Annotated in this window: 23 protein-coding genes; 20 read left to right on the forward strand and 3 right to left on the reverse strand. The window is 36.2% G+C overall.

What is annotated here, in order from left to right:
- Positions 1 to 75: 75 nt before the first annotated feature.
- From MKX29_RS16675 to MKX29_RS16760, 18 genes are all read left to right on the forward strand, one after another.
- Positions 76 to 2,256 carry an HD family phosphohydrolase gene (locus tag MKX29_RS16675; protein ID WP_341106649.1) on the forward strand — a complete coding sequence of 727 codons (2,181 nt, stop codon included), beginning with the start codon at positions 76 to 78 and terminating at the stop codon, positions 2,254 to 2,256.
- Complete coding sequence (ybeY, locus tag MKX29_RS16680; RefSeq protein ID WP_341106651.1) at positions 2,253 to 2,723, forward strand: rRNA maturation RNase YbeY; 471 nt, start codon at positions 2,253 to 2,255, stop codon at positions 2,721 to 2,723. The genes MKX29_RS16675 and ybeY overlap by 4 nt, the downstream gene beginning before the upstream one ends.
- Positions 2,701 to 3,084: a diacylglycerol kinase family protein gene (locus tag MKX29_RS16685; protein ID WP_341106653.1), complete on the forward strand. Its 384-nt coding sequence runs from the start codon at positions 2,701 to 2,703 to the stop codon at positions 3,082 to 3,084. The genes ybeY and MKX29_RS16685 overlap by 23 nt, the downstream gene beginning before the upstream one ends.
- A 329-nt stretch (positions 3,085 to 3,413) precedes the next feature.
- On the forward strand, positions 3,414 to 3,812 hold the full coding sequence (locus MKX29_RS16690; protein ID WP_224935947.1) for a cytidine deaminase: 399 nt from the start codon (positions 3,414 to 3,416) through the stop codon (positions 3,810 to 3,812).
- Positions 3,805 to 4,716, forward strand: a complete 912-nt coding sequence (gene era, locus MKX29_RS16695) for a GTPase Era (protein ID WP_281202243.1) — start codon at positions 3,805 to 3,807, stop codon at positions 4,714 to 4,716. The genes MKX29_RS16690 and era overlap by 8 nt, the downstream gene beginning before the upstream one ends.
- A 147-nt stretch (positions 4,717 to 4,863) precedes the next feature.
- Complete coding sequence (locus MKX29_RS16700; protein ID WP_095372529.1) at positions 4,864 to 5,007, forward strand: YqzL family protein; 144 nt, start codon at positions 4,864 to 4,866, stop codon at positions 5,005 to 5,007.
- Between the two features lie 29 nt (positions 5,008 to 5,036).
- Positions 5,037 to 5,792, forward strand: a complete 756-nt coding sequence (gene recO, locus MKX29_RS16705) for a DNA repair protein RecO (protein ID WP_095372530.1) — start codon at positions 5,037 to 5,039, stop codon at positions 5,790 to 5,792.
- A gap of 372 nt (positions 5,793 to 6,164) precedes the next feature.
- Positions 6,165 to 7,055 (forward strand): glycine--tRNA ligase subunit alpha, encoded by an 891-nt coding sequence (gene glyQ / locus MKX29_RS16710; protein WP_224935948.1) that lies wholly within the window; start codon positions 6,165 to 6,167, stop codon positions 7,053 to 7,055.
- The gene (glyS, locus tag MKX29_RS16715) at positions 7,048 to 9,120 is read left to right on the forward strand and encodes a glycine--tRNA ligase subunit beta (RefSeq protein WP_341106656.1); all 2,073 of its coding nucleotides are present in this window, start codon (positions 7,048 to 7,050) and stop codon (positions 9,118 to 9,120) included. The genes glyQ and glyS overlap by 8 nt, the downstream gene beginning before the upstream one ends.
- Before the next feature lie 216 nt (positions 9,121 to 9,336).
- Complete coding sequence (locus tag MKX29_RS16720) at positions 9,337 to 9,957, forward strand: helix-turn-helix transcriptional regulator (RefSeq protein ID WP_225230375.1); 621 nt, start codon at positions 9,337 to 9,339, stop codon at positions 9,955 to 9,957.
- Positions 9,958 to 9,990: 33 nt separating this feature from the next.
- Positions 9,991 to 10,809: a pyruvate, water dikinase regulatory protein gene (locus MKX29_RS16725; protein WP_095372534.1), complete on the forward strand. Its 819-nt coding sequence runs from the start codon at positions 9,991 to 9,993 to the stop codon at positions 10,807 to 10,809.
- Between the two features lie 314 nt (positions 10,810 to 11,123).
- Positions 11,124 to 11,588: a YaiI/YqxD family protein gene (locus tag MKX29_RS16730; protein WP_224936200.1), complete on the forward strand. Its 465-nt coding sequence runs from the start codon at positions 11,124 to 11,126 to the stop codon at positions 11,586 to 11,588.
- Positions 11,589 to 11,632: 44 nt separating this feature from the next.
- Positions 11,633 to 13,453, forward strand: a complete 1,821-nt coding sequence (gene dnaG, locus MKX29_RS16735) for a DNA primase (RefSeq protein ID WP_341106657.1) — start codon at positions 11,633 to 11,635, stop codon at positions 13,451 to 13,453.
- A gap of 122 nt (positions 13,454 to 13,575) precedes the next feature.
- Positions 13,576 to 14,703: an RNA polymerase sigma factor RpoD gene (rpoD, locus tag MKX29_RS16740; protein ID WP_095372537.1), complete on the forward strand. Its 1,128-nt coding sequence runs from the start codon at positions 13,576 to 13,578 to the stop codon at positions 14,701 to 14,703.
- 419 nt (positions 14,704 to 15,122) lie between these two features.
- Entirely contained in the window at positions 15,123 to 16,262 is a 1,140-nt protein-coding gene (locus MKX29_RS16745) for an acyl-CoA dehydrogenase family protein (protein WP_095372538.1), read from the forward strand.
- Between the two features lie 364 nt (positions 16,263 to 16,626).
- Positions 16,627 to 16,980, forward strand: coding sequence for a cytochrome c550 (gene cccA / locus MKX29_RS16750; protein WP_095372539.1), 354 nt, complete (start codon positions 16,627 to 16,629; stop codon positions 16,978 to 16,980).
- 81 nt (positions 16,981 to 17,061) lie between these two features.
- Positions 17,062 to 17,766: a tRNA (adenine(22)-N(1))-methyltransferase gene (locus tag MKX29_RS16755; protein ID WP_224935951.1), complete on the forward strand. Its 705-nt coding sequence runs from the start codon at positions 17,062 to 17,064 to the stop codon at positions 17,764 to 17,766.
- Entirely contained in the window at positions 17,763 to 18,878 is a 1,116-nt protein-coding gene (locus MKX29_RS16760) for a Nif3-like dinuclear metal center hexameric protein (RefSeq protein ID WP_224935952.1), read from the forward strand. The genes MKX29_RS16755 and MKX29_RS16760 overlap by 4 nt, the downstream gene beginning before the upstream one ends.
- 44 nt (positions 18,879 to 18,922) lie before the next feature.
- Here MKX29_RS16760 and MKX29_RS16765 read toward each other — a convergent pair whose 3' ends face one another.
- Together MKX29_RS16765 and MKX29_RS16770 are read right to left on the reverse strand one after the other, a co-directional pair.
- Positions 18,923 to 19,879, reverse strand: coding sequence for a 4-hydroxy-3-methylbut-2-enyl diphosphate reductase (locus MKX29_RS16765; RefSeq protein ID WP_224935953.1), 957 nt, complete (start codon positions 19,877 to 19,879; stop codon positions 18,923 to 18,925).
- Positions 19,880 to 20,221: 342 nt separating this feature from the next.
- Positions 20,222 to 20,872 (reverse strand): YqfQ family protein, encoded by a 651-nt coding sequence (locus MKX29_RS16770; RefSeq protein ID WP_251163392.1) that lies wholly within the window; start codon positions 20,870 to 20,872, stop codon positions 20,222 to 20,224.
- Positions 20,873 to 21,091: 219 nt separating this feature from the next.
- Between MKX29_RS16770 and MKX29_RS16775 the strand changes: the two genes are divergently transcribed.
- Both MKX29_RS16775 and MKX29_RS16780 read left to right on the forward strand, forming a co-directional pair.
- The gene (locus MKX29_RS16775) at positions 21,092 to 22,396 is read left to right on the forward strand and encodes a DEAD/DEAH box helicase (protein ID WP_341106665.1); all 1,305 of its coding nucleotides are present in this window, start codon (positions 21,092 to 21,094) and stop codon (positions 22,394 to 22,396) included.
- A 16-nt stretch (positions 22,397 to 22,412) separates the two neighbouring features.
- Complete coding sequence (locus MKX29_RS16780) at positions 22,413 to 23,306, forward strand: deoxyribonuclease IV (RefSeq protein WP_341106667.1); 894 nt, start codon at positions 22,413 to 22,415, stop codon at positions 23,304 to 23,306.
- 92 nt (positions 23,307 to 23,398) lie between these two features.
- Here MKX29_RS16780 and MKX29_RS16785 read toward each other — a convergent pair whose 3' ends face one another.
- Positions 23,399 to 23,656, reverse strand: coding sequence for a DUF2624 domain-containing protein (locus tag MKX29_RS16785; protein ID WP_095372545.1), 258 nt, complete (start codon positions 23,654 to 23,656; stop codon positions 23,399 to 23,401).
- Between the last annotated feature and the right edge of the window lie 121 nt (positions 23,657 to 23,777).

The raw sequence follows: 23,777 nt of genomic DNA on the forward strand, positions 1-23,777 counted from the left end.
AAAAACTGTTATGATTTTACATAATTAAGGAAGAAAAGAATTCCTCAGAGATACTTAGGATTGGAGGTCTCGTTAATGGATAAACTCCAGCACTACATACATAAAATTAGAAATTTATTAAAAATGACATTTGTGAGGGTTTTGCTCTTTGTTCTACTTGGAATCATTATGTACGCAACAATGTTTTCAAATGTACGCCCAGAGAAATTGGAATTAAGTCTTTTTTCTGTAGCAGAGCAAACGATTCGTTCACCGGTTACGATTGAAGATAAAGAAAGTACCGAAAAGAAAAAGAAAGAAGCTGAAAACCAGGTTGAGGACGTTTATGTCGTAAAAAAAGAAATTGCACAAAACCGAGTGGATCTCATAACATCAATTTTTGATACCGTTTCTGAAGTAAATGAAGAAGCGGCGGAGGAAAACGAGCAAGCTTCAGAAAAGGCGAAAGAAAGCGAAAAGGATGAAAAACCAAAGCTTGTTAGTCTTGATGAGAAACTTGAGCGCACAAAATCACAATTAACAGAAGAAGTAACGAAGGAAATCTCAGATAGCGTATTGAGGACGCTATTAGAAGCCAGCCCGAATCACTTATCAATTGCAAAAGATGTCACAATTACTGAGATTAATCACGTTATGCAACAAAGGATCCCTGCTGATGGGGTAGAGAACGCTAAAAAACGTGTGCAAGATCAAATTAGCTTAACATCGCTCAACAATACTTTAAAAACTGCGATGGTGGAGCTTGGTAGGTATGCTATTTACCAGAATGAGTTTTACGCTCCGGAGGAAACGCAAGAGAAACGACAAACAGCTGTTGAATCCGTTGAACCAGTCAAAATATTACAAGGGCAAATACTAGTTGAGCAAAATCAACTCATAAGTAGGGAAGTCTATCGTCAACTTGAACTAGTAGGCATGTTAGATAATGAGAATTCCATCCAACCATTTATTGGACTAGCGCTAGTTGTTCTCATCATTCTAGCAGCCACATATTATTATTTTTATGAGCTCGATAAGCCACAAGAAGTGAAGCAAAATTTCTTATTAGTCTATAGCATTGTTTTCATCATTTCCTTACTACTAATGAAGGGGATTAGCTATATACAGGCATTTGAGTATTCTGATATACTCTATATATTTCCTGCTGCAATGGGTTCGATGTTGATTAAAATACTTATTAGCGAAAAACTTGCCCTTTATTATTCAGTAATTATTGCTATTTGTGGCTCCCTTATCTTTAATGGGTCTATTACTGGAAGTTTTCATGTGACTGCTGCCATTTATATCACTTGCAGTGGCATAGCGGGCGTATTATTTTTAAGTAAACAAAACCAGCGATCAAAAATTTTACAAGCTGGCCTACTGGTTGCCGTCGTAAATATTTTAGTGATTTTAGCACTGCTATTGCTAAGAAATGGTCAAATGGATCTTGTAGAGTACAGTTTTTATATGGTTTCTGGATTTATATCAGCCATTTCCGCAGCTGTTTTAACAATTGGGTTCTTGCCATTTTTTGAGGCAGGCTTCGGTATTCTTTCTGCCATGAAGCTAATAGAGCTATCGAGCCCTAATCATCCGCTCTTAAGAAAGATTTTAACAGAGGCGCCTGGAACATATCACCATAGTGTAATGGTTGCAAATCTGTCAGACTCTGCCTGTGAAGCTATTGGTGCCAATGGACTTCTAGCGAGAGTTGGTTGCTATTATCACGACATAGGGAAGACAAAAAGGCCACAATTCTTTATCGAAAACCAAATAAACATAGACAACCCACATGATAAGCTGCCACCATTGACGAGTAAAAATATTATTATTGCACATGCGCAAGATGGTGCTGATTTGTTAAGAAAGCATAAAATGCCAAAAGAAATTATTGACATTGCTGAACAACATCATGGCACGACTTTACTTAAATTCTTTTACTACAAAGCAAAAGAAAGTGGAGTTGAAGTGAAAGAGGAGGATTTCCGCTATCCTGGACCAAAGGCACAAACGAAGGAATCAGCTGTGATCGGTATAGCTGATAGCGTTGAGGCAGCTGTGCGCTCTATGTCTCATCCTACTCCAGAACAAATTGATGGTCTTATTCGTAAAATCATTGCTGACCGACTACAAGATGGGCAGTTAAACGAATGTGATTTAACATTAAAAGAGTTAGAGGTTGTAGCAAAATCATTTAATGAAACATTGAATGGTATTTTCCATTCACGAATTGAATATCCAGAAATGACGAATCAGAAGGTGACACAAGCATGACATTACACATTGACTTTATTGATGAAACAGAAGGACTTACAGAGACGCAAACAAAAGAGATTGAAAACCTTCTACAATTTGCATCTGTAAAAGAAGTGGTTGAAGAAGATACGGAGATTTCTATTACGTTTGTTGAAAATGAACGCATACAAGAAATCAATCGTGAATATAGAAATAAAGACAAGGCCACAGATGTGATTTCATTTGCGATGGAAGAAATGGGGGAAGGGGAAATCCCTCTTATCGGAGAAGGCTTGCCTCGCGTGTTAGGAGATATTATCATCTCTATTCCTAAAGCAGTGGAACAAGCAGAAGAGTATGGACATAGTTTTATGAGAGAATTAGGATTTTTATCTGTACATGGTTTCCTACATTTACTTGGATATGACCATGAAACAACCGAGGAGGAGAAAATAATGTTTACTCGGCAAAAGGAAATTTTAGATGAATTCGGATTACAGAGATAAAAATTCACGTAAAAAACAAACATTAGTCTCATCATTTTATTTTGCATTTATCGGGGTCATTACCGCTTTAAAAGCGGAACGAAACTTGAAAATCCACTTTGTGATGACAGTACTAGTCATATTTTTCGGTATTATTTTTGAATTAACTAAAACAGAATGGCTGTTGATAAGTTTTGCAATAGCTGGAATGATTGCCCTTGAGTTAATGAATACAGCAATAGAGCGTGTCGTTGATCTTGTGACTACAGAGCAGCACCCTCTAGCGAAGCAAGCAAAAGATATTGCAGCTGGGGCAGTTCTTATTTATGCTGTTTTAACCGTAATCATTGGTCTTTCTATTTTTTTACCAAAGATCCTTTAAGTGTATAGCCGCAATATGCGGTTATATGCTTTTTTTACGTTTTAAAACCATTTGCTTTATTTTTTTAAAATAAGTACAAGATAGTATAAAAAAAAGTTGGATTCATGGGAAAATAAATTTTCATTTCTTGATTTGTGAAATGAAGATAAAACCGTTTGTATAGTACGCATGATTAAGCTAAAATGACAGAGCAGAAGAAATTTATTAAATGGGCTTATTTACTGAAAATTCAATTATTTTATTACAAAATGACAACAACCCATGATTTTACAAAAAAAATAGTGTAAAATAAAAGAAGGCAATCGGCCATTTCAGAAAGGAAGAAACAATTGAACATTGATAAACTAATCGAAGAAGCGAAAATAGCAAGGGACCGGGCATATGTACCGTATTCAAAATTTAAAGTTGGTGCTGCACTTTTGGCAGTAGATGGTACAGTTTTCCACGGATGTAATATAGAGAATGCCGCATATAGTATGTGTAATTGTGCCGAAAGAACGGCGCTTTTTAAAGCATATTCTGATGGCGTAACAGAATTTAAAATGTTAGCAGTTGTTGCAGATACTGACAGACCAGTATCACCATGTGGGGCGTGCAGGCAGGTAATCTCTGAATTATGTTCAAAAGAGATGCCGGTGGTTCTAACAAACTTAAACGGAGATACACAACAATTAACAGTAGAGCAACTATTACCAGGAGCTTTTTCATCGGAGGATTTACATGAATAATCAACAAGGACATCAATCAGGGTTTATTTCCATTATCGGCAGACCAAATGTAGGAAAGTCTACACTACTTAACCGTGTCATTGGACAAAAAATTGCGATTATGAGTGATAAACCACAAACAACAAGAAACAAAGTACAAGGTGTGCTCACAACAAATGATGCACAGTATATTTTTATCGATACACCAGGAATTCATAAGCCTAAGCATAAATTAGGTGACTTTATGATGAAAGTTGCACAAAATACGCTAAAAGAAGTCGATGCCATTATATTTATGGTGAATGCTGAAGAAGGGTTTGGCAGAGGGGAAGAATTCATTATAGAAAAGTTCCAATCAGTCAAAACACCTGTTTTTCTTGTCATCAATAAAATTGACAAAATTCACCCAGATGCACTATTGTCTGTCATTGAATCTTATAAGGAGAAATATAACTTCTGTGAAATTGTGCCGATATCCGCTTTAGAAGGGAGTAATGTTGATCGCCTTCTAGAGCAGCTTAAGGAATATTTACCAGAGGGGCCACAATACTATCCTGCTGATCAAGTAACAGATCATCCGGAGAGGTTTATTATTTCCGAATTGATACGAGAAAAGGCTTTACATTTAACACGAGAAGAGATTCCTCACTCATTAGCGGTTGTAATTGATAAGATTGAGCGGCAAGATAAGAAGGATATCATTCATGTCATGGCTACGATTATTGTTGAAAGAGATTCTCAAAAGGGTATTGTTATTGGTAAACAAGGGAAAATGCTCAAAGAGGTCGGACAACGAGCAAGAGTAGATATAGAAAATCTCATGGGAAGTAAGGTTTTCCTCGAATTATGGGTGAAAGTTCAAAAAGATTGGCGTAACAAAATGACCCAGTTAAGAGACTTTGGATTTAGGGAAGATGAATATTAAACCTGTCAACATAGGTTATTGGTGAAATCAAAGAATTATGCATCCATTTAATTAACAATTTTTTCGTCTTATGATTTTCAGAAGACAGGCTATGATAAGAGTATAGATTTAATTGCTAGTAAAAACACAATAAAGGTGGGGTTATCTATGAAAGATTTTACCTGGAAAGTGTTTTCCCAAACAGGTAATATTGACACATATCTTCTTTTTAAAGAAATTGAAAAAGATTACCATGATATACCCGTAGAACAAGATGAAGAACTAGCAGAATTTGATTTTCCGATTTCATAGGTTGTCATCGTATAAGGATGGTGACATCGATGCTTGAAAAATGTGAAGGCATTGTCATTAGAACAGTCAATTATGGCGAAACAAATAAAATTGTCACACTCTTTACAAGAGAGTGGGGAAAGGTTGGTGTGATGGCACGCGGCGCAAAAAAGCCAAATAGTCGGCTTGCTGCTGTCACCCAGCCTTTTACTTATGGCACTTATTTAATACAAAGAAGCAGAGGGCTTGGGACCCTTCAACAAGGTGAAATTTCACTTTCAATGCGGAGTATAAAAGAAGATATTTTCCTTACAGCATATGTAAGTTACATAGTAGACTTACTGGATAAAGGGACGGAAGAGAAGAAGCCTAACCCTTATCTTTTCGAACTTGTATTTAGATGCATACAAGCAATTGATGAAGGATATGATGCTGAAATTCTTACACATATTTTCGAAATGAAAATGCTCGGCTTATTTGGCTTATATCCTGAGCTTAATCATTGTGCCGTCTGTCAACGGACGGAAGGAACATTTGCTTTTTCTATTAGCCAAAATGGCTTCATTTGTCATCATTGTTTGGATAAAGATCCCTATCACTTAAAGCTTTCTCCTGCTACGGTTAGATTACTTCGCATTTTTTATTACATGGACTTGTCAAGGCTTGGGAATATATCTGTAAAAGAACAAACCAAACTTGAATTGAAAAAAGTAATAGAAACATACTATGATGAGTATGCAGGCTTGCAATTAAAAACAAAAAGGTTTTTAAATCAAATGAACAATATGAAGGGTTTCATGCAATAATAAGTAAAAGTAAGCTATTGACTTTCGAAAGAAATTCAGCTATTATTTCATTAAATTATAGCTATGTTTAGCAATGAAGGAGAAAAGTACTTCACTCCCTCTATAAAAGCGACTCTAGGAGAGTGTGAGCTAGAGAATAGAAAGTGAACGAAGGGCGCTCTGGAGCAACAGGTGAAGTAAAAGAGGCTACGTAAAAGTAAGTAGCAAATAGGGTGGAACCGCGGGTTAACTCTCGTCCCTATGTCTTTATTAAAGGCATAGAGACGAGAGTTTTTTATGCTTTTAAAAGAATAAATACTTGTCGAAAAGCAAGTATTTATCTAATGTAGATACCGGTCTTTGGTGACTGAAAAGGAAAGAAAGAGGTGGCTTATGAATATTCAAAATATGATTTTAACGTTGCAAAAGCATTGGTCAGATCAAGGATGTATCTTGATGCAAGCTTATGATACTGAAAAAGGTGCAGGTACAATGAGCCCGTATACATTTTTAAGAGCGATTGGGCCTGAACCGTGGAATGTTGCTTATGTAGAGCCTTCTAGAAGACCAGCAGACGGCAGATATGGTGAAAATCCAAACCGTCTCTATCAGCATCATCAGTTCCAAGTAATAATGAAGCCTTCACCAGATAATATCCAAGAGCTTTATTTAGCTTCTTTAGAAGCATTAGGTATTGATCCGTTAAAGCATGATATCCGCTTTGTTGAAGATAATTGGGAAAACCCGTCTTTAGGCTGTGCTGGACTCGGTTGGGAAGTATGGCTTGATGGTATGGAAATTACGCAATTTACTTATTTTCAACAAGTCGGAGGATTAGAGTGTAAGCCTGTTTCTGTTGAGATTACATATGGTATTGAAAGGCTCGCCTCTTATATTCAAGATAAGGAAAATGTATTTGAATTAGAATGGACAGAAGGTTTTACTGTCAGAGATATTTTTGGACAACCCGAATATGAGCATTCAAAGTATACATTCGAAACTTCAGATGTTGATATGTTATTTAATCTCTTTAATATTTATGAAAAAGAAGCTCATCGCCAAATGGAGGTGGGACTCGTTCATCCTGCATATGATTATGTACTTAAGTGTTCGCACACATTCAACTTATTAGATGCAAGAGGAGCGATTTCTGTCACTGAGAGAACGGGATATATTGGTCGATGTCGTACACTTGCTCGAAAAATTGCTAAAACCTTTTATGAAGAACGTGAGAAATTAGGATTTCCGATGATACAAGAAAAGGAGGGGAAAGAAAATGAGTAAACAAGATCTCCTATTAGAAATTGGCTTAGAAGAAATGCCAGCGCGTTTTGTAACAGATAGCATGAACCAATTATCGGATAAAGTAAAGGCTTGGTTAGTAGAAAAAGGTATTCAATTTTCAGGGATGAAAGCATACTCTACGCCTAGAAGATTAGCTGTACTTGTAGAAGATGTTGAAGAAGCACAGGAAGATGTCCATGAAGAAGCAAAAGGCCCGGCGAAAAAAATTGCACTGAATGACCAAGGTGAGTGGACAAAAGCAGCGATTGGCTTTAGTAGAGGTCAAGGAGCGACACCTGATGATATTTTCTTTAAAGAAATCAAAGGTGTAGAATATGCACATGTTAAAACCTTTACTAAAGGACAAGAAACGCTGAAATTACTTCCTGAATTAAAAGAGCTCATTCTTTCTATGCATTTCCCAAAGAATATGAAATGGGCAGACAAAGAAATGCGCTTCATTAGACCAATTAAATGGCTAGTGGCAATGTACGGTGAAAAGGTGGTTCCTTTTGAAATAACAGATGTACAAACAGGTAATACATCTAGAGGGCATCGTTTCTTAGGAAAAGATGTTATTATTACGAATCCTAAATCATACGAAAAAGCTCTGCTTGCAGAATATGTGATTGTTGATGCTGTGGAAAGAAAAGAAGCCATTCATAAGCAAATCAATAAATTAGAAGAAGAACAAAATTGGCTCGTCCCAATTGATGAAGATTTACTTGAGGAAGTAAATAACTTAGTAGAGTATCCTACTGCTTTATTCGGCAGTTTTGAAGAGGAGTATTTATCATTACCAGAGGAAGTGCTTGTGACTTCGATGAAAGAACATCAGCGCTATTTTCCTGTTAAATCGAAAAGTGGAGACTTATTGCCTCAATTTATAACAGTGAGGAATGGTGGCCACGAACATTTGGATAATGTCGCTCGAGGAAATGAAAAAGTGCTACGTGCAAGATTATCAGATGCAGCATTTTTCTATAATGAAGACCAAAAAACATCCATTGCAGCTTCTTTGAAAAAATTAGAAAAAATCGTTTATCATGAAGAAATTGGAACGATGTCTGAGAAAGTAGGTCGTGTACGAGCATTAACGAATCATCTCGCTCAATTATTAGCACTTTCATCAGAGGATAAAAAAGTAGCAGATAGGGCTGCAGAAATTTGTAAGTTTGACCTTGTGACACAAATGGTTTATGAATTTCCAGAACTTCAAGGTTTCATGGGTGAGAAATATGCCTTGCAAAAAGGAGAAGATACTGTAGTAGCTCAGGCTATTAATGAACATTATATGCCAAGAAACGCACATGATTCTACTGCAAAATCTGTCCCTGGGGCGATTTTATCTATTGCAGAAAAGTTAGATACGATTGTTTCTTGTTTTGCAATCGGGATTATTCCAAGTGGTTCACAAGACCCGTATGCGCTAAGAAGACAAGCGACTGGAATCGTCCAAACATTGTTGAATATGAATTGGGAGGTTTCGTTTGAGGAGTTAATTAATCAAGCTATCCACCTTACCGAAAATGCTGGCATTAATAAGCAAGAGAATGAGAAAATAAAAGAAGAGTTAATAGCCTTTTTCCGCTTAAGAATAAAGTATATATTACAAGAAAAAGCCATTCGCTATGATTTAATTGATGCTGTGTTAGGCAGCGCATTAACATCGGTCCCAGCGATTATTGAAAGGGCGCAAGTTCTTCATTCAAACAAAGATAATGACCGTTTCAAGGGTGAAATAGAAGCATTAAGTAGGGTCTTGAATATCGCTCAAAAAGCAGAAAGTATGGAAGCTGTTCAAATAGAGCTATTTGAGAATGAAGATGAGCATAAGCTATATAATAAATACATTGAAGTAAGAAATAACCTTGATGAAACAACAAATGCAGAGGATTACTTCAACTATCTTGTATCTTTAAAACCAGAAATTGATATGTATTTTGAACATACAATGGTAATGGCTGAAGATCCAAAAGTGAAAGCGAATCGTTTAAGATTTATGGCCCATTTAGCAACGATGATACAATCGTTTGCACAAATGAATCATATACTTGTGAAATGATTTAAATGGAAAGAACCTTTAAATGCTGCCATATGGTTCTTTCCACCCTTTCTCATTTACTTCAACAAGCAAATTCTTTTCATTTCTGAGAAATAGTATATAATAATTATATAAAAGTATAACCTTATTGCTCGTTCATAATTTGCTTATTTGGGGAAACGTCTACATATGCATAGGTTTACTTAGAAGACGCTCCAACTCAAGGTGGTGAGATCAATGGAACTCAATAAACGGCAGGAAAAAATATTAGAAATAGTGAAAGATAATGGTCCAATTACAGGGGAACATATCGCTGATCAATTACATTTAACAAGAGCTACGCTTCGTCCGGATTTAGCTATTTTAACGATGGCTGGCTATTTAGACGCAAGACCAAGAGTAGGATATTTCTATACAGGAAAAACAGGTGCTCAACTTTTAACTGAGAATATGAAAAAGTTATTTGTGAAGGATTATCAATCAATTCCAGTTGTTATTAGTGAAAATACTTCAGTTTATGATGCCATTGTCACAATGTTTTTAGAGGATGTTGGCACATTATTTGTTGTTGACAAGGACTCTTTACTAGTAGGTGTATTATCTAGAAAAGATTTGTTAAGAGCCAGTATCGGAAAGCAAGAGCTCGGTGCACTACCAGTAAATATCATTATGACGAGGATGCCAAATATCACAATGTGTAAGAAAGAAGACTTACTTATTGATGTAGCGCAACAACTCATTGATAAGCAAATTGATGGTATGCCCGTTGTGAAGGAAGCTGATAAAGGCTTTGAGGTTATTGGAAGAATAACAAAAACTAATTTAACAAAAGCATTTGTTGCACTAGCGGGTGAATAAGTAAAGCTCAAATAAGGAGTTGATTATGCTAGTATGGGTAATATGCCAATTATTTATGTAGTTTCTGATTCTGTTGGTGAAACGGCTGAGCTTGTCATAAAGGCGGCTGCAAGTCAGTTCAATAATGGGGATGTAAGAATTAAACGTTTTCCTTACGTCGAGGAACAAGCTCATATCGATGAAGTGGTCGCTTTAGCTAAACTCGACAAAGGATTCATTGCATATACGTTAGTGAAGCCACATATACGTAATTATATGCTTGAAACAGCTAAAAAAGAAAATATCTTCGCCTACGATATTATCGGACCGATCATGGATCAAATTCAAAATAATTATGGAAATGAACCATTGTATGAACCGGGTGTAGTGAGGAAATTAGATGATGATTACTTCAAGAAGATTGAAGCAATCGAATTTGCCGTTAAATATGATGATGGTAGAGACCCTAGGGGAATTTTAAAGGCTGATATCGTTTTAATAGGGGTCTCTCGGACATCGAAAACACCATTATCACAATATTTAGCTCATAAAAGGTTAAAAGTGGCCAACGTGCCGCTTGTACCAGAAGTCGACCCTCCTGAAGAGTTATTCCTCGTACCAAAAGAGAAGTGTTTTGGTTTGAAGATTAGCCCAGAAAAATTAAATCATATTAGAAGAGAAAGGCTTATTTCTTTAGGACTTAGTGATAGCGCAAGTTATGCAAATATAGAAAGAATTAAAGATGAGATTTCATATTTCGATCGCATTGTAAATCAGATAGGTTGTTCAGTGATTGATGTAACAAACAAAGCGGTTGAAGAAACAGCAAATCTTGTACTAGATCATTATCGTAAAAATCTTTTAAAGGATTAGCACATAATGTAATTGATTATGTGCCTTTTCTTTGTACATTCCAGATTAAATTGTATGCAATTGCCATTTTGCTGCATAAATAGGCTAGCGCTAGTAGAAGCATTCTATATAAAACTTATGTCTGGAAATTATCTGTTTTATATATTATAATAAAAAATCGTGATAAAAAATGATAAAATAGGTTTAGACTTGACTTTTAACGAATAAACTATTTATTGGGAGAAGTCAAGGGAATTATATAAAAAAAATTCGACAATCCTTCCATAATAAAGAAATTTCTTTATAAGGAGGAAATACTGGAGTGATGTAGAATTATAAGAACATCAGACGAACCAACCATCTTAGTTGATGCGGATGCCTGTCCGGTTAAGCAGGAAATTGTCGAATTGGCCAATATTCATTCGGTTGCTTACAAGTTCATTGCGTCCTATGCACATATGAAAGCAGAGTATCGCTCAGATGAGTGGACATTCGTGGATTCCAGTAAAGAAGCTGTCGATTTATATATCCAAAATTACTCCAAACGAGGAGATGTGGTAATTACCCAGGATATAGGTCTTGCTTCTACACTTTTGTTAAATGGTGTTCATGTTTTATCGCCAAGGGGTAATGTTTATGAGGAAGGTCATATCCATACAGCATTAGATATGCGATACCTATCTGCAAAAGCACGGCGCCAAGGTGTTTATGGAAAAGGTCCTAAACCGTTCAAGGAAGAAGACCGACAGCGATTCAAGAAAGAACTGACAAAAATATTGTCGAAAATTGAAGGATTTTAGCTTTTTTTCTAGAATACTTCTTTATGTAGTGGGGAGTTGTCGTTATGGCAGAACGTATTCCTGAAGAAAAGATTGATCAAATTCGAAATTCAGTTGATATTGTTGATGTTATTGGAGATTATGTGAATTTAACAAAGCAAGGCCGAAATTATTTTGGACTTTGCCCTTTTCATGGAGAGAATACACCATCATTTTCCGTATCTCCTGATAAGCAAATTTACCATTGCTTTGGTTGTCATGCAGGAGGAAACGCTTTTTCATTTCTAATGGATTTAGAAGGTTTTTCCTTTCAAGAAGCTGTTGTTAACTTAGCAGAGAAAGCAAATATTCCTATTGATATTGACGTTTCTTCACATGACAAAAACGTGAAACAGTCACCTGAATTGCAACAAATGTATGATGCGCATGAATTATTATGTAAATTCTACCATCATTTACTAGTAAACACAAAGGATGGTCAAGAAGCGTTAGAATACCTATTAAAACGTGGATTTACAATGGAGTCAATTGAGAAGTATAAAATTGGCTACTCACTAAATTCATGGGACTTTGTCTGTAAATTTTTGCAGAAAAGAAAATTTCCCTTGGATCTCATGGAAAGAGCAGGTTTATTAATCAAAAGAGAGAGAGATGGTAACTTTTTTGATCGATTTCGCCATCGTATCATGTTTCCTATCTATAATGAAAAAGGGAATATTATTGCTTTTTCAGGAAGATCATTGGGGGAAGAAGACCCAAAATATTTAAATAGTCCTGAAACGGCCATTTTCAATAAGAGCAAAACGGTCTTTAATTTTAATCGAGCAAAGAAGCACATTAAAAAAGAGCAAAGAGCTGTTCTCTTTGAGGGATTTGCCGATGTCATTGCTGCTGATGCGGCTGGCGTCATTAATGGAATTGCTACGATGGGTACTTCGCTTACAGATGAACATGTACAATTAATTCGAAAAAGTACTGACCATGTGACGATCTGCTATGATGGGGATACAGCAGGAATTCAAGCAGCCAATCGAGCCTTAGATATGCTTCAATCAGTCGGTTGTAATGTGCGAATTGCTTGGCTTCCGGAAGAGCTTGACCCTGATGATTATATAAAGGAATATGGCGCAGAAAAGTTTAAAAATGAGGTCATTGAGGCTAGTCTTACTTATATGTCCTTTAAAATGAGATATTTAAGACTAGGAAAAAGGTTGAATGATGAAGGAGAACGGCTTCGTTATATAGAAGAAGTACTAACAGAAATCAGTCGTCTAACGAAAGCAGTAGAAAGAGATCATTATTTAAGACAAATTGCTAGCGAATTTTCGCTTTCATTAGATGCCTTACAACAGCAACAAAAACAAATATTTTATTCAATGCAAAAAAATACAAAAAATCAGCCACAGTCATTACCGCAAGAACCGTTTTTATTACAACAAATGTCAAATAATGTATTACGGCCAGCTTTTCAAAATGCTGAGCGTATGTTGTTGGCTCATATGATGAATAATCACGATATTACATTGAAGGTTCAGGAAATGTTAAGTGGCAATGAATTTAATGTGGATGAGCACCAAGCGATTTATACTTATCTTCTTGCATATTATGAAAGTGGTCATGTGCCCAATACAAGTAACTTTATGCAATTTATAAAAGACAAAGAGTTGCGGCATATTGTAGCAGATATTGTGATGATGCCTGTCAATGAAGATTTTACTGAAAAGGAATTATCTGATTATATTAAGCATGTGTTAAATCATCAAAAGATGATTAAAATAAAAGAAAAAATTCATGATGAAAAAGAAGCAGAACGTCAAAAGGACTATGCCAAAGCGGCATTAATTGCGATGGAGATTCTACAATTAAGAAAATCATTAGAAAAGTGATTATCTCTCATCGTGTTAATTATATTATAGACTGCATAAGCAAAAGCAAATGATTACCATAATAACCATTTAAGTGTTATGCTGTCCCAGAGGTTTGTGATTTTTTGGAAGGAGGGGGACAAATGGCTGAAAAATCGGCCCGTTCGAAAGAGGTTGAAACAGAATTGACCCTAGAACAAGCAAAAGAGCAGATTTTAGAAACAGGAAAGAAGACAGGTGTTCTCGCCTATGATGATATAGCAGAAAGATTGTCTCATTATGAGTTGGATTCTCATCAAATGGATGAGTTCTATGAATTCCTTGGTGATCAAGGTGTGGAACTAGTTGGTGATAATGATGACGATGCAGATCCCAATGCGCAAGAATTAGCAAAAAATGAAGAGGAATTTGATTTAAATGATTTAAGCGTACCTCCTGGAGTAAAAATTAACGACCCTGTAAGAATGTATTTAAAGGAAATTGGTCGTGTCGACCTATTAACAGCAGAAGAAGAGATTTCACTTGCAAATAAAATTGAGCAAGGCGACGAAGAAGCGAAGCGTCGTTTAGCGGAGGCTAACCTACGTCTCGTTGTAAGTATTGCCAAGCGATATGTCGGTCGTGGCATGCTGTTTTTAGATTTGATCCAGGAAGGGAATATGGGTCTTATAAAAGCAGTAGAGAAATTTGACTATCGTAAAGGTTTTAAATTTAGTACTTATGCTACATGGTGGATACGTCAAGCAATTACAAGAGCAATAGCTGACCAAGCAAGAACCATTCGAATTCCGGTTCACATGGTTGAAACAATTAATAAGTTAATTCGTGTTCAACGCCAATTGCTACAAGATTTGGGCCGTGAACCTTCTCCAGAAGAAATTGCTGAAGACATGGATTTAACACCAGATAAAGTACGAGAAATTTTAAAAATTGCTCAAGAGCCAGTCTCATTAGAAACACCGATTGGTGAAGAGGATGATTCTCATCTTGGAGATTTCATAGAAGACCAAGACGCTACTTCTCCATCTGAGCATGCTGCCTACGAGCTGTTAAAAGAGCAGTTAGAAGATGTACTCGACACTTTAACAGACCGTGAAGAAAATGTACTTCGTCTTCGCTTTGGGCTAGATGATGGAAGAACAAGGACGCTAGAAGAGGTTGGAAAGGTCTTTGGCGTCACGAGAGAAAGGATTCGTCAAATTGAAGCGAAAGCCCTTCGAAAATTAAGACATCCTAGCAGAAGTAAAAGGCTGAAAGACTTTTTAGAATAGAATTCAACTCAAGATAGTTTACTCTTAATGGGTAAGCTATCTTTTTTTAGTGAAATATTCACTTCTAGTTGTGTGGATAATTCCTTTATTTGTATATGATACCATATATTAATAAATAAACAAATGTACGGTAATATCCATACTTATATTTACAATTTATTTTACTGAATAGTTAATTATATTGCAAATTACTTTTTGTAAAAAATTCTTAAATTATTTATTTTTTAGATAATTATTACTATATTGAGAAACAAAACATAAGGTTTATAAAGCGGTTTTATTTAGTTCTAATGTTTTAAATTATTATTGAAACATAACTATGTACAATTTTAAATTTTTTAAATCTTGAGAATATTATAGAGGTGATTATATAATAGGAATTGAAAGCGTATTCAAAAGTCATAAGAAGGAGGATTTATATGAATTTTGACCTTACATCTGAACAAAAGATGATTTTTAAAACGATTAAAGAGTTCGCAATGGAAGAAGTGGAACCTGGTGCATTGGAAAGGGACCGAACGAAAGAATTTCCATTGGAAGTGTTCAAGAAATTATCAGACCTGGGTATGATGGGCTTGCCCTTTTCGGAAGAATATGGCGGTGGTGGAGCCGATACAATTAGTTTTGCAATTGTAACTGAAGAATTAAGTAAAGCATGCGCCTCAACAGGTATAACGTATTCTGCTCACATATCATTGGGCGGTGCACCTCTGTCATTATTTGGTACCGAAGAACAAAAACATAAGTATTTAACACCTATTTGTACCGGTGAGAGTCTTGGTGCATTTGGTTTAACTGAACCGAATGCTGGCTCCGATGCTGGTGGGACAAGAACAACAGCAGTAGAAGAGAACGGGGAATATATCATCAATGGGAATAAGTGCTATATCACGAATGCGAGTTATGCAAAACATTTAGCCTTAACAGCTATCACGAGTATGAATGGTACGGATAAAGAAATTAGTGCGATTATTGTTCCTACCGATGCGAACGGGTTCACTGTATTGGATAATTATGAGAAGATGGGACTCAATGCATCCAATACAACTGAATTGATATTAGAAGACGTGCGCGTGCCGACTGAGCACTTGCTCGGTAAAAAGGGTGATGGATTTAAGCAATTTTTAATCACTCTTGACGGAGGAAGAATTGGCATTGGTGCCATGGCAGTGGGCATTGCTCAAGCAGCATATGAGAAGGCACTAAAGTATGCTAAAGAACGTGAACAATTTAGTAGAAAGTTATCTCATTTTCAAGCTATACAATTCAAACTTGCCGATATGGCGATGAAAATTGAATTGGCGAGAAATATGGTTTATAAAGCAGCTTGGTTAAAAGATCAAGGAAAACCGTTTTCCAAAGAAGCGGCAATGTGTAAGTTATATGCATCTGAGATTTGTATGGAAATCGCTGATCAGGCCGTTCAAATTCATGGTGGTTATGGCTATATGAAAGAATATCATGTAGAAAGATATATGCGTGATGGTAAGTTAACAGAAATTGGAGAAGGAACTTCAGAAATACAACGTATGGTGATTGCCAGACAGATTGGTTGTTAATAGGAGTATATTTTTTGCATTAAAGGAAAATGCTATCTAAGAATGGTTAGAGAGGGTGGATTTTTAGAGACTTTAAGTGTATAAAATTACCCTCATTTATAATCAAAACTATTTTTTAGATAGTTTTTCTTTTTAAAAAATTCATGTTATACATAAAATATTTTTAAGGAATGAAAAGGGGTAAAATGGTAAAAAAATAAATGATAGGAAGTAAACTTTTTTGCCAGTTTATTAAAATAATTTTGAATTGCTGATAACAAATTCGTTTTAGGGCTTTTCCAATAGCGTTTTTTACAGTAAAATAGAGATTGTTTGTATATACTTACTTATATTGTGAAGTTCTTACATAAGGGAGGTTTAAACATTGAATCGTAATCCGTTAATACCGTTCGCTCTTATTGCTATCCTTGGGATTGGCGCAATGTTCCTTGTTTCATTTAAAGGATTAGGTGATCACAAAGAACTGACAAGTGAAGGGGACGAGGAAGCAACAGAAGAGGTAGCAGCGTCACCGGAGGAAATTTATCAACAATCTTGTATTGGCTGTCATGGTGACCAATATCAAGGTGGTGTAGGACCCGCACTAACGGGTGTTGGCGAGAGACTTTCAGAAGAAGAAATCGTTGATGTATTAACAAATGGTAAAGGTGCAATGCCAGGGGGACTTGTCTCTGGTAAAGAGCAAGAAATGGCTGAATGGTTAATGACATTGGAATAAACGAATAAGTCCTTTGCATATGCAAGGGACTTTTTTTATACTATAATCAGAACTTAATACATAGAAGTGGTGGAATAACGAATGAACACAAATCAATTATCTAATCGATTAAGAACAGTTGCTCAATATATACCAAAAGGTTCGAAAATAGCCGATATTGGCTCAGATCATGCTTACCTACCTTGTTATGCTGTTAAACAAGGGATTGCCGAAGAAGCGATTGCTGGTGAGGTTGTCGAAGGACCGTTTCAATCAGCGTTAGCACAAGTAAAAGCAGATAAATTAGAAGATAAAATCTCTGTGAGAAAAGGAAGCGGACTTTCTGTTTTAACGGACGATGAAGTAGATGTAATAACAATTGCAGGTATGGGCGGAACACTGATTGCGTCCATTTTGGAAGAAGGTTCTGATCGCTTAGGTGGGGTAAAACGATTAATTCTCCAACCTAATATTAGTAGCATCTCTATCAGGCTTTGGCTGCGTGAAAACGGATGGGCATTAATAAATGAAGAAATAATCGAAGAAGATGAAAAAATTTATGAGATCTTAATCGCTGAGAAAGGCGATATCAATCGAGGATACGGCGATTTAGAAGAAGGACTCTTGTTAGGGCCGTATTTATTACTTGAAAAATCGGCAGTTTTTATTAAAAAATGGAAACATGAACGAAAGAATTGGGAGAGAATAATTAGTCAAATCCAAGCAGCAAAATCATCAAATGAAAATAATGAAAAAATAGTTGCTTTACAGAAGAAAATAGCTATTGTTGGAGGGGTATTATCTTGAAGAAAGCAAATGGACATGAAATCATTCAGTTATTTGAACAGTTTTCACCAAAAGCCTACGCAATGGAAGGAGATCCTATTGGGTTACAAATCGGCAGCTTGAACCAAAAAGTAAGCAAAGTTATGGTTGCACTTGATGTGTTAGAGGAAGTGGTTGATGAAGCAATTGACCAAGGTGTTAACTTAATTATTGCACACCATCCACCGATTTTCCGTCCTTTAAAGAAATTAGACAGTGATACACCTGCAGGAAGAATCTATACAAAATTAATTAAGCATGATATAGCCGTTTATGCAGCTCATACGAATTTGGATGTTGCTAAGGGTGGCGTAAATGATCTATTAGCAACTGCGCTTCAGATAAAAAATACAGAAGTCCTTGTACCAACATATGAAATACCTTTAATGAAACTTGCTGTTTATGTACCTGTAGAGAACGAGGAAGCAGTCAAGCAAGCTTTAGGTAATGCTGGTGCAGGTGCATTAGGCGATTATAGTCATTGTAGTTTTTCAAGTGAAGGGAATGGACAATTTTTACCAAGTAAGGAAGCAAATCCGCATATTGGCCAACCGGGTACACTTGAAAAGGTGAAAGAAAATAAAATTGAAGTAATATTCCCATCTAATATAGAGAAGAAAGTTATCAAAGCAATGCTTGCGGCTCATCCATATGAAGAGGTGGCCTATGACCTTTACCCTTTAGCTAATCAAGGAGAAGTTCTTGGACTCGGTAGAATAGGTGATATAAAGGAAATGACCTTAGCACAGTTTGCAGAGCATGTGAAGGCGGTGTTGGATGTGCCTAGCGTGCGTGTAGTGGGAGATTTACAATCAATTGTAAAAAAAGTAGCCGTTCTTGGTGGAGATGGCAATAAATATTATGCAAAAGCGAAGATGAAAGGTGCAGACGTTTACGTTACGGGAGATATGTATTATCATGTTGCACATGATGCGATGCAAGCGGGTTTAAATATTATTGACCCTGGTCATAATGTCGAAAAAGTGATGAAATCAGGTGTTGCAGAATATATGAAGAAAAAATGCGCTGAAAAAGGGTTAGAGGTGGAGTTTATTGCTTCTAAAGTACATACAGATCCTTTTACATTTGTATAATTGAAAATAGAAAAAGCCATCTCCATATGGAGATGGCTTTTTGCTTACTTTTGTACAGCTTTTGGCTTTTTTATTTTCGGAAGGATTTTAGATAATGGTACTTTCTTTTCTGTAAGCCAAGTTGATTCTTCTTTTGGATCATACTGTTCAATAAAAGAAATCACTTCTTTTGTAATTGGTGTTGGTGTAGAGGCACCGGCCGTTACTGCAACCGTTTGAGCATCCTTAATCCAATCTAAATTAAGCTCGGAAATATCGCCAATACGGTAGGCCTTCGTGCCAGCAATTTCTTCGGAAACTTGAGCAAGCCTGTTCGAGTTATTACTTTTCGGATCTCCAACAACGATAAGGACATCTGCAGCCCCTGCTTGCTCTGCAACCGCTTCTTGGCGTACTTGAGTAGCAAGACAAATTTCTTTATGAAATTCAGCTTGAGGATATTTCTCTTTGATTTCTTCCATGATATCGCCGACATCCCATTGGCTCATGGTTGTTTGATTTGTAACGAGAATTTTTTCATTTGTTAATGTTAACGCTTGAACATCGTCAATCGTTTCAACTAAGTGAACGATCTCAGGTGCAACCCCAACCGCTCCTTCAGGTTCAGGATGTCCCTTTTTACCAATATATATAATTTGATAATTTTCGTCTTTCTTCTGACGAATTAAATCATGCGTGCTACTCACATCCGGGCAGGTGGCATCTAAGGTAACTAACCCTTTTTCTTTAGCTCTTTCTCGAATTTTAGGTGATACACCATGTGCGGTAAAGATAACCGTACCGCTTTGGACTTGGTCTAAAATATCATCACGGTTTTTCCCATCTAAAGTAATAATGCCTTCTTCTTCAAATGCATCAGTCACGTGTTTGTTATGGACAATCATGCCAAGGATATAAATTGGCCTCGGTAAGGTTTTATCGAGTGATGCGTTTTTAGCAATCACCATTGCGTCTACTACACCATAGCAGTAGCCCCTTGGTGATATTTTGATGACGTTCATTGAATATCCTCCCTATATCTGAAACATATATTTTGTATTATATAATTGTAAATAAAACATTGGATGAATGAAATTACTCATCTCTTCTAATCTATTATATAAGACATAAAGCAATAACACAAAAAGGAGAATTGATAAAAGAAATCCATGGTGAGTTAAGCTCTATTCTATTGTTCCGTAAGGACGAATGAAAATAAGACAATGAAGGTGATAGATAGGTCCACTTTGCATGTTGGTACTTAAGAGATGACTCTAACAATGTTTTTAATTCATTTAATGAAGGAAATGAGCAATTTACAATAAAATAAAAACTCGCCAAAATGGCGAGCGCTAAGCACATGACTAAACATACAGTTTCGGTACAGACTGACCACCCGCTTTTTTAGGGGGTTGTTGAGTTGGCTGGTCTTCTAAAGACTCCATAGTGACTGATTTTTCTTTTTTAGTTTTCATTGCTGACATAGAAGGATGACTATCCTTTATCGGAGATGGTGAGCTAGATTCATTTTCTTCCTCTTTTTCTTCCGTTGTTGAACTCATATTCTTAAGACCGCGATAAAGCTTCCACATTGAAGGGATATTTTTAACCATCGGACCGTACTGTTGAACCATTGGACCGATTTGCCCTGCAGTATTTAAGAATTTTTGTGTATTTGTTAAAAAACCACTTATATTTGTTGGGTTTGTTATCGTTTGGAGAATACCTGCTCCACCAGCGGCTCTAGATTCTGTGGCAGCATTAGTAGCAGTGTTTACAGCTGCCTGCGCACCAGAACCACCTCTACCACCAAGGATTTTGGATAATAGACCTCCACTTCTTGAAGATCCGTTATTTCTCATTCCACCATTATTTCTTGGTTGTGTTGGTCCGTATGGAGTCATTCTGGGTGGAAATGGTGGCCTACCTGATAAGTTTTGCATCATTTGTGGTGTTTGGTGTGGTGGAGGGAAGCCTGGTCTCTGCCCTCGATTTGGTCCCATTCCTGGATACATCACATCTCCTCCTCTCAAAAGGGGATTTTACTTTCATTGTATGCAAAAAGGAGAAATGGGTTTATCTTTATAAAAGGATAAGAAGGAATAACAAGTATAACTGGTTATTTACCTGGAATTTTATTATAATAATATGATGGAGTAAATGTTTGCGATTTTAAGTGATCATGTGTGCAAGTACTTATGATCATTTCATAACGATAATGAGGAGTTAAAAAAATGAATGAAACAAGATTTGAAAGGTATGAGTTTAAACCTTTTATTATAGAAGCAGTAAAGAAGTTAGGGTTTTTTGAACCAACAGATATACAGGAAAGATTAATACCGACTGTCTTAAAAGGGGAAAGTGCCATTGGTCAATCCCAGACAGGTACAGGTAAAACACACGCTTATATTCTGCCAATGGTTGAAAAAATTCAAACAAACAAAAAAGGTGTACAAGCAATTATCACTGCACCAACTAGAGAGCTAGCCAACCAAATTTATCAAGAAGTTTTAAAAATCACGAGCCATAGTGAAGAAGCTATCGCAGTTAAGCTCTTTATCGGAGGTACAGATAAACAAAGAACAATTGAAAAGCTTAAAACGCAACCGCAAATAGTTGTTGGTACACCGGGAAGAATTAATGATTTAGTGAAAGAGCAGGCATTGCTTATCCATACAGCTTCATTGTTAGTTGTGGATGAGGCGGACTTAATGTTGGATATGGGCTTCTTGGAAGATGTTGACCAAATTGCGTCATACATGCAAGAGAAATTGCAAATGCTTGTGTTTTCAGCTACCATCCCAGAGAAGCTTAAACCATTTTTGAAAAAATATATGGAAAACCCAAAATATGTTCATGTAGAGCCGAAGCAACCAACCGCAGCTAAAATCGAACATCAACTCTTACCTTCAAGACACCGCAACAAAGTAAATCTTGTGTTTGATGCTTTACAGTCTTTTAACCCGTATTTAGCCATCGTGTTTACGAATACGAAGAAAAAGGCAGATGAAGTCGCAGATGGTTTAATGGCTAAAGGCTTGAAAGTCGGAAGAATTCACGGAGATTTGAATCCACGAGAACGAAAGAAAATGATGAAGCAAATCGTTGATCTCGAATTCCAATATATCGTAGCAACTGATTTAGCTGCTAGGGGTATTGATATTAAAGGAATTAGTCACGTAATTAACTACGAATTACCTACAGACTTAGATTTTTATATTCATCGTGTAGGTAGAACAGCAAGAGCAGGCACTTCAGGTATCGCCTTAACGATTTATGATCCAACAGATGAAGACGCATTAAATAAATTAGAGAAAATGGGCGTTACTTTTACTCATATTGATTTTGTTAAAGGAAATTGGGTAACACTTGACGATCGTAATAAAAGAAAAAACAGACAACGTCAAACAGATGAGATTGATAAAAAAGCTAGTTCACTTATACAAAAACCGAAAAAAGTAAAACCAGGATACAAAAGAAAGCGCAAATGGGAAATGGAAAAGATAAAGAAGAGAGAAAGAAGGATTAAAAGAAAATAAGAGAGAGGGATATTGTATGTTGAAAATAGGATCCCATGTTTCGATGAGCGGAAAAAAAATGTTATTAGCAGCCAGTGAAGAAGCAGCTTCTTACGGGGCGAATACATTTATGATTTACACAGGTGCTCCCCAAAACACGAGAAGAAAGAAAATAGAAGATTTAAATATAGAAGCTGGCCTAGCTCATATGAAGGAAAATGGCATAAGTGATATTGTTGTTCATGCCCCTTATATTATAAATATAGGGAATACAACGAACCCAGCTACATTCGAATTAGGAGTGAATTTTCTACGTTCTGAAATCGATCGTACAGAAGCGCTTGGGGCAAAGCAAATTGTCTTGCATCCTGGTGCACATGTCGGAGCAGGTGCAGAAAACGGTATCGCCAGGATCATTGAAGGTTTAAATGAAGTACTAAATGGCGATGAAAATGTGCAAATTGCGCTTGAAACAATGGCTGGAAAAGGGTCAGAATGTGGAAGAGATTTTGAAGAACTAGCGAAAATTATTGATGGTGTAACTCATAATGAACATTTATCTGTTTGTTTTGATACTTGTCATACTCATGATGCTGGATATGATATTGTTAATGACTTTGATGGTGTATTAAATGAATTTGATAAAATCATTGGTATCGATCGATTAAAGGTTCTTCATATTAATGATAGTAAAAACATTCAGGGAGCTAGGAAAGACCGCCATGAAAATATTGGATTTGGTCATATCGGTTTTAAGGCACTAAACAACATTGTTCATCATCCACAACTTACGACAATACCGAAAATCTTGGAAACCCCTTATGTTGGCGAGGACAAGAAAAATAAGAAACCGCCATATCAATTCGAAATCAATATGTTACGTAAAGAAGCGTTTAATAAAAATCTATTAGAAGATATTTTAGCACAATAAAAAAGCATGGAGGAGAGGGATCCTCTATGCTTCTTCTTTGCCCTTCTAATGGTCTGTTTAAATCGTAGATGTCAATGGCACTGGTAATAGACTTAAGAATTAGTAAACATAAGAAATATTTGGTTGACTGACTTTGCCGTGTCTACACCTGCAATATTGGCAATTTCTTTGACAAGTTTCTTTCGTTCATTTTCATTAAAGATATTCACCTTTTTACCGCGAAGATATTGGGCGATTTGCTCCGCTTCTGAGCGGCTAACTGAGATATTAAATTGTTTTCCATACTTTAATAATTCATCTGCGGTAATGTGATTGACTTTGTGATTAATGATGTTCTCAAAGATTTTCATGTGCATCACTCCTCATTAAACTGTATGCACCTGTACAGTAAAATTTGCCTTTTTTTCTACAAAAATTGATGAAACAAGCCTCATTTCACTCCTTTACAAGGTTAGGAACTTCATGTATACT

This window comes from Cytobacillus sp. FSL R7-0696 (assembly GCF_038006865.1).
Lineage (GTDB): Bacteria > Bacillota > Bacilli > Bacillales > Cytobacillaceae > Cytobacillus > Cytobacillus kochii.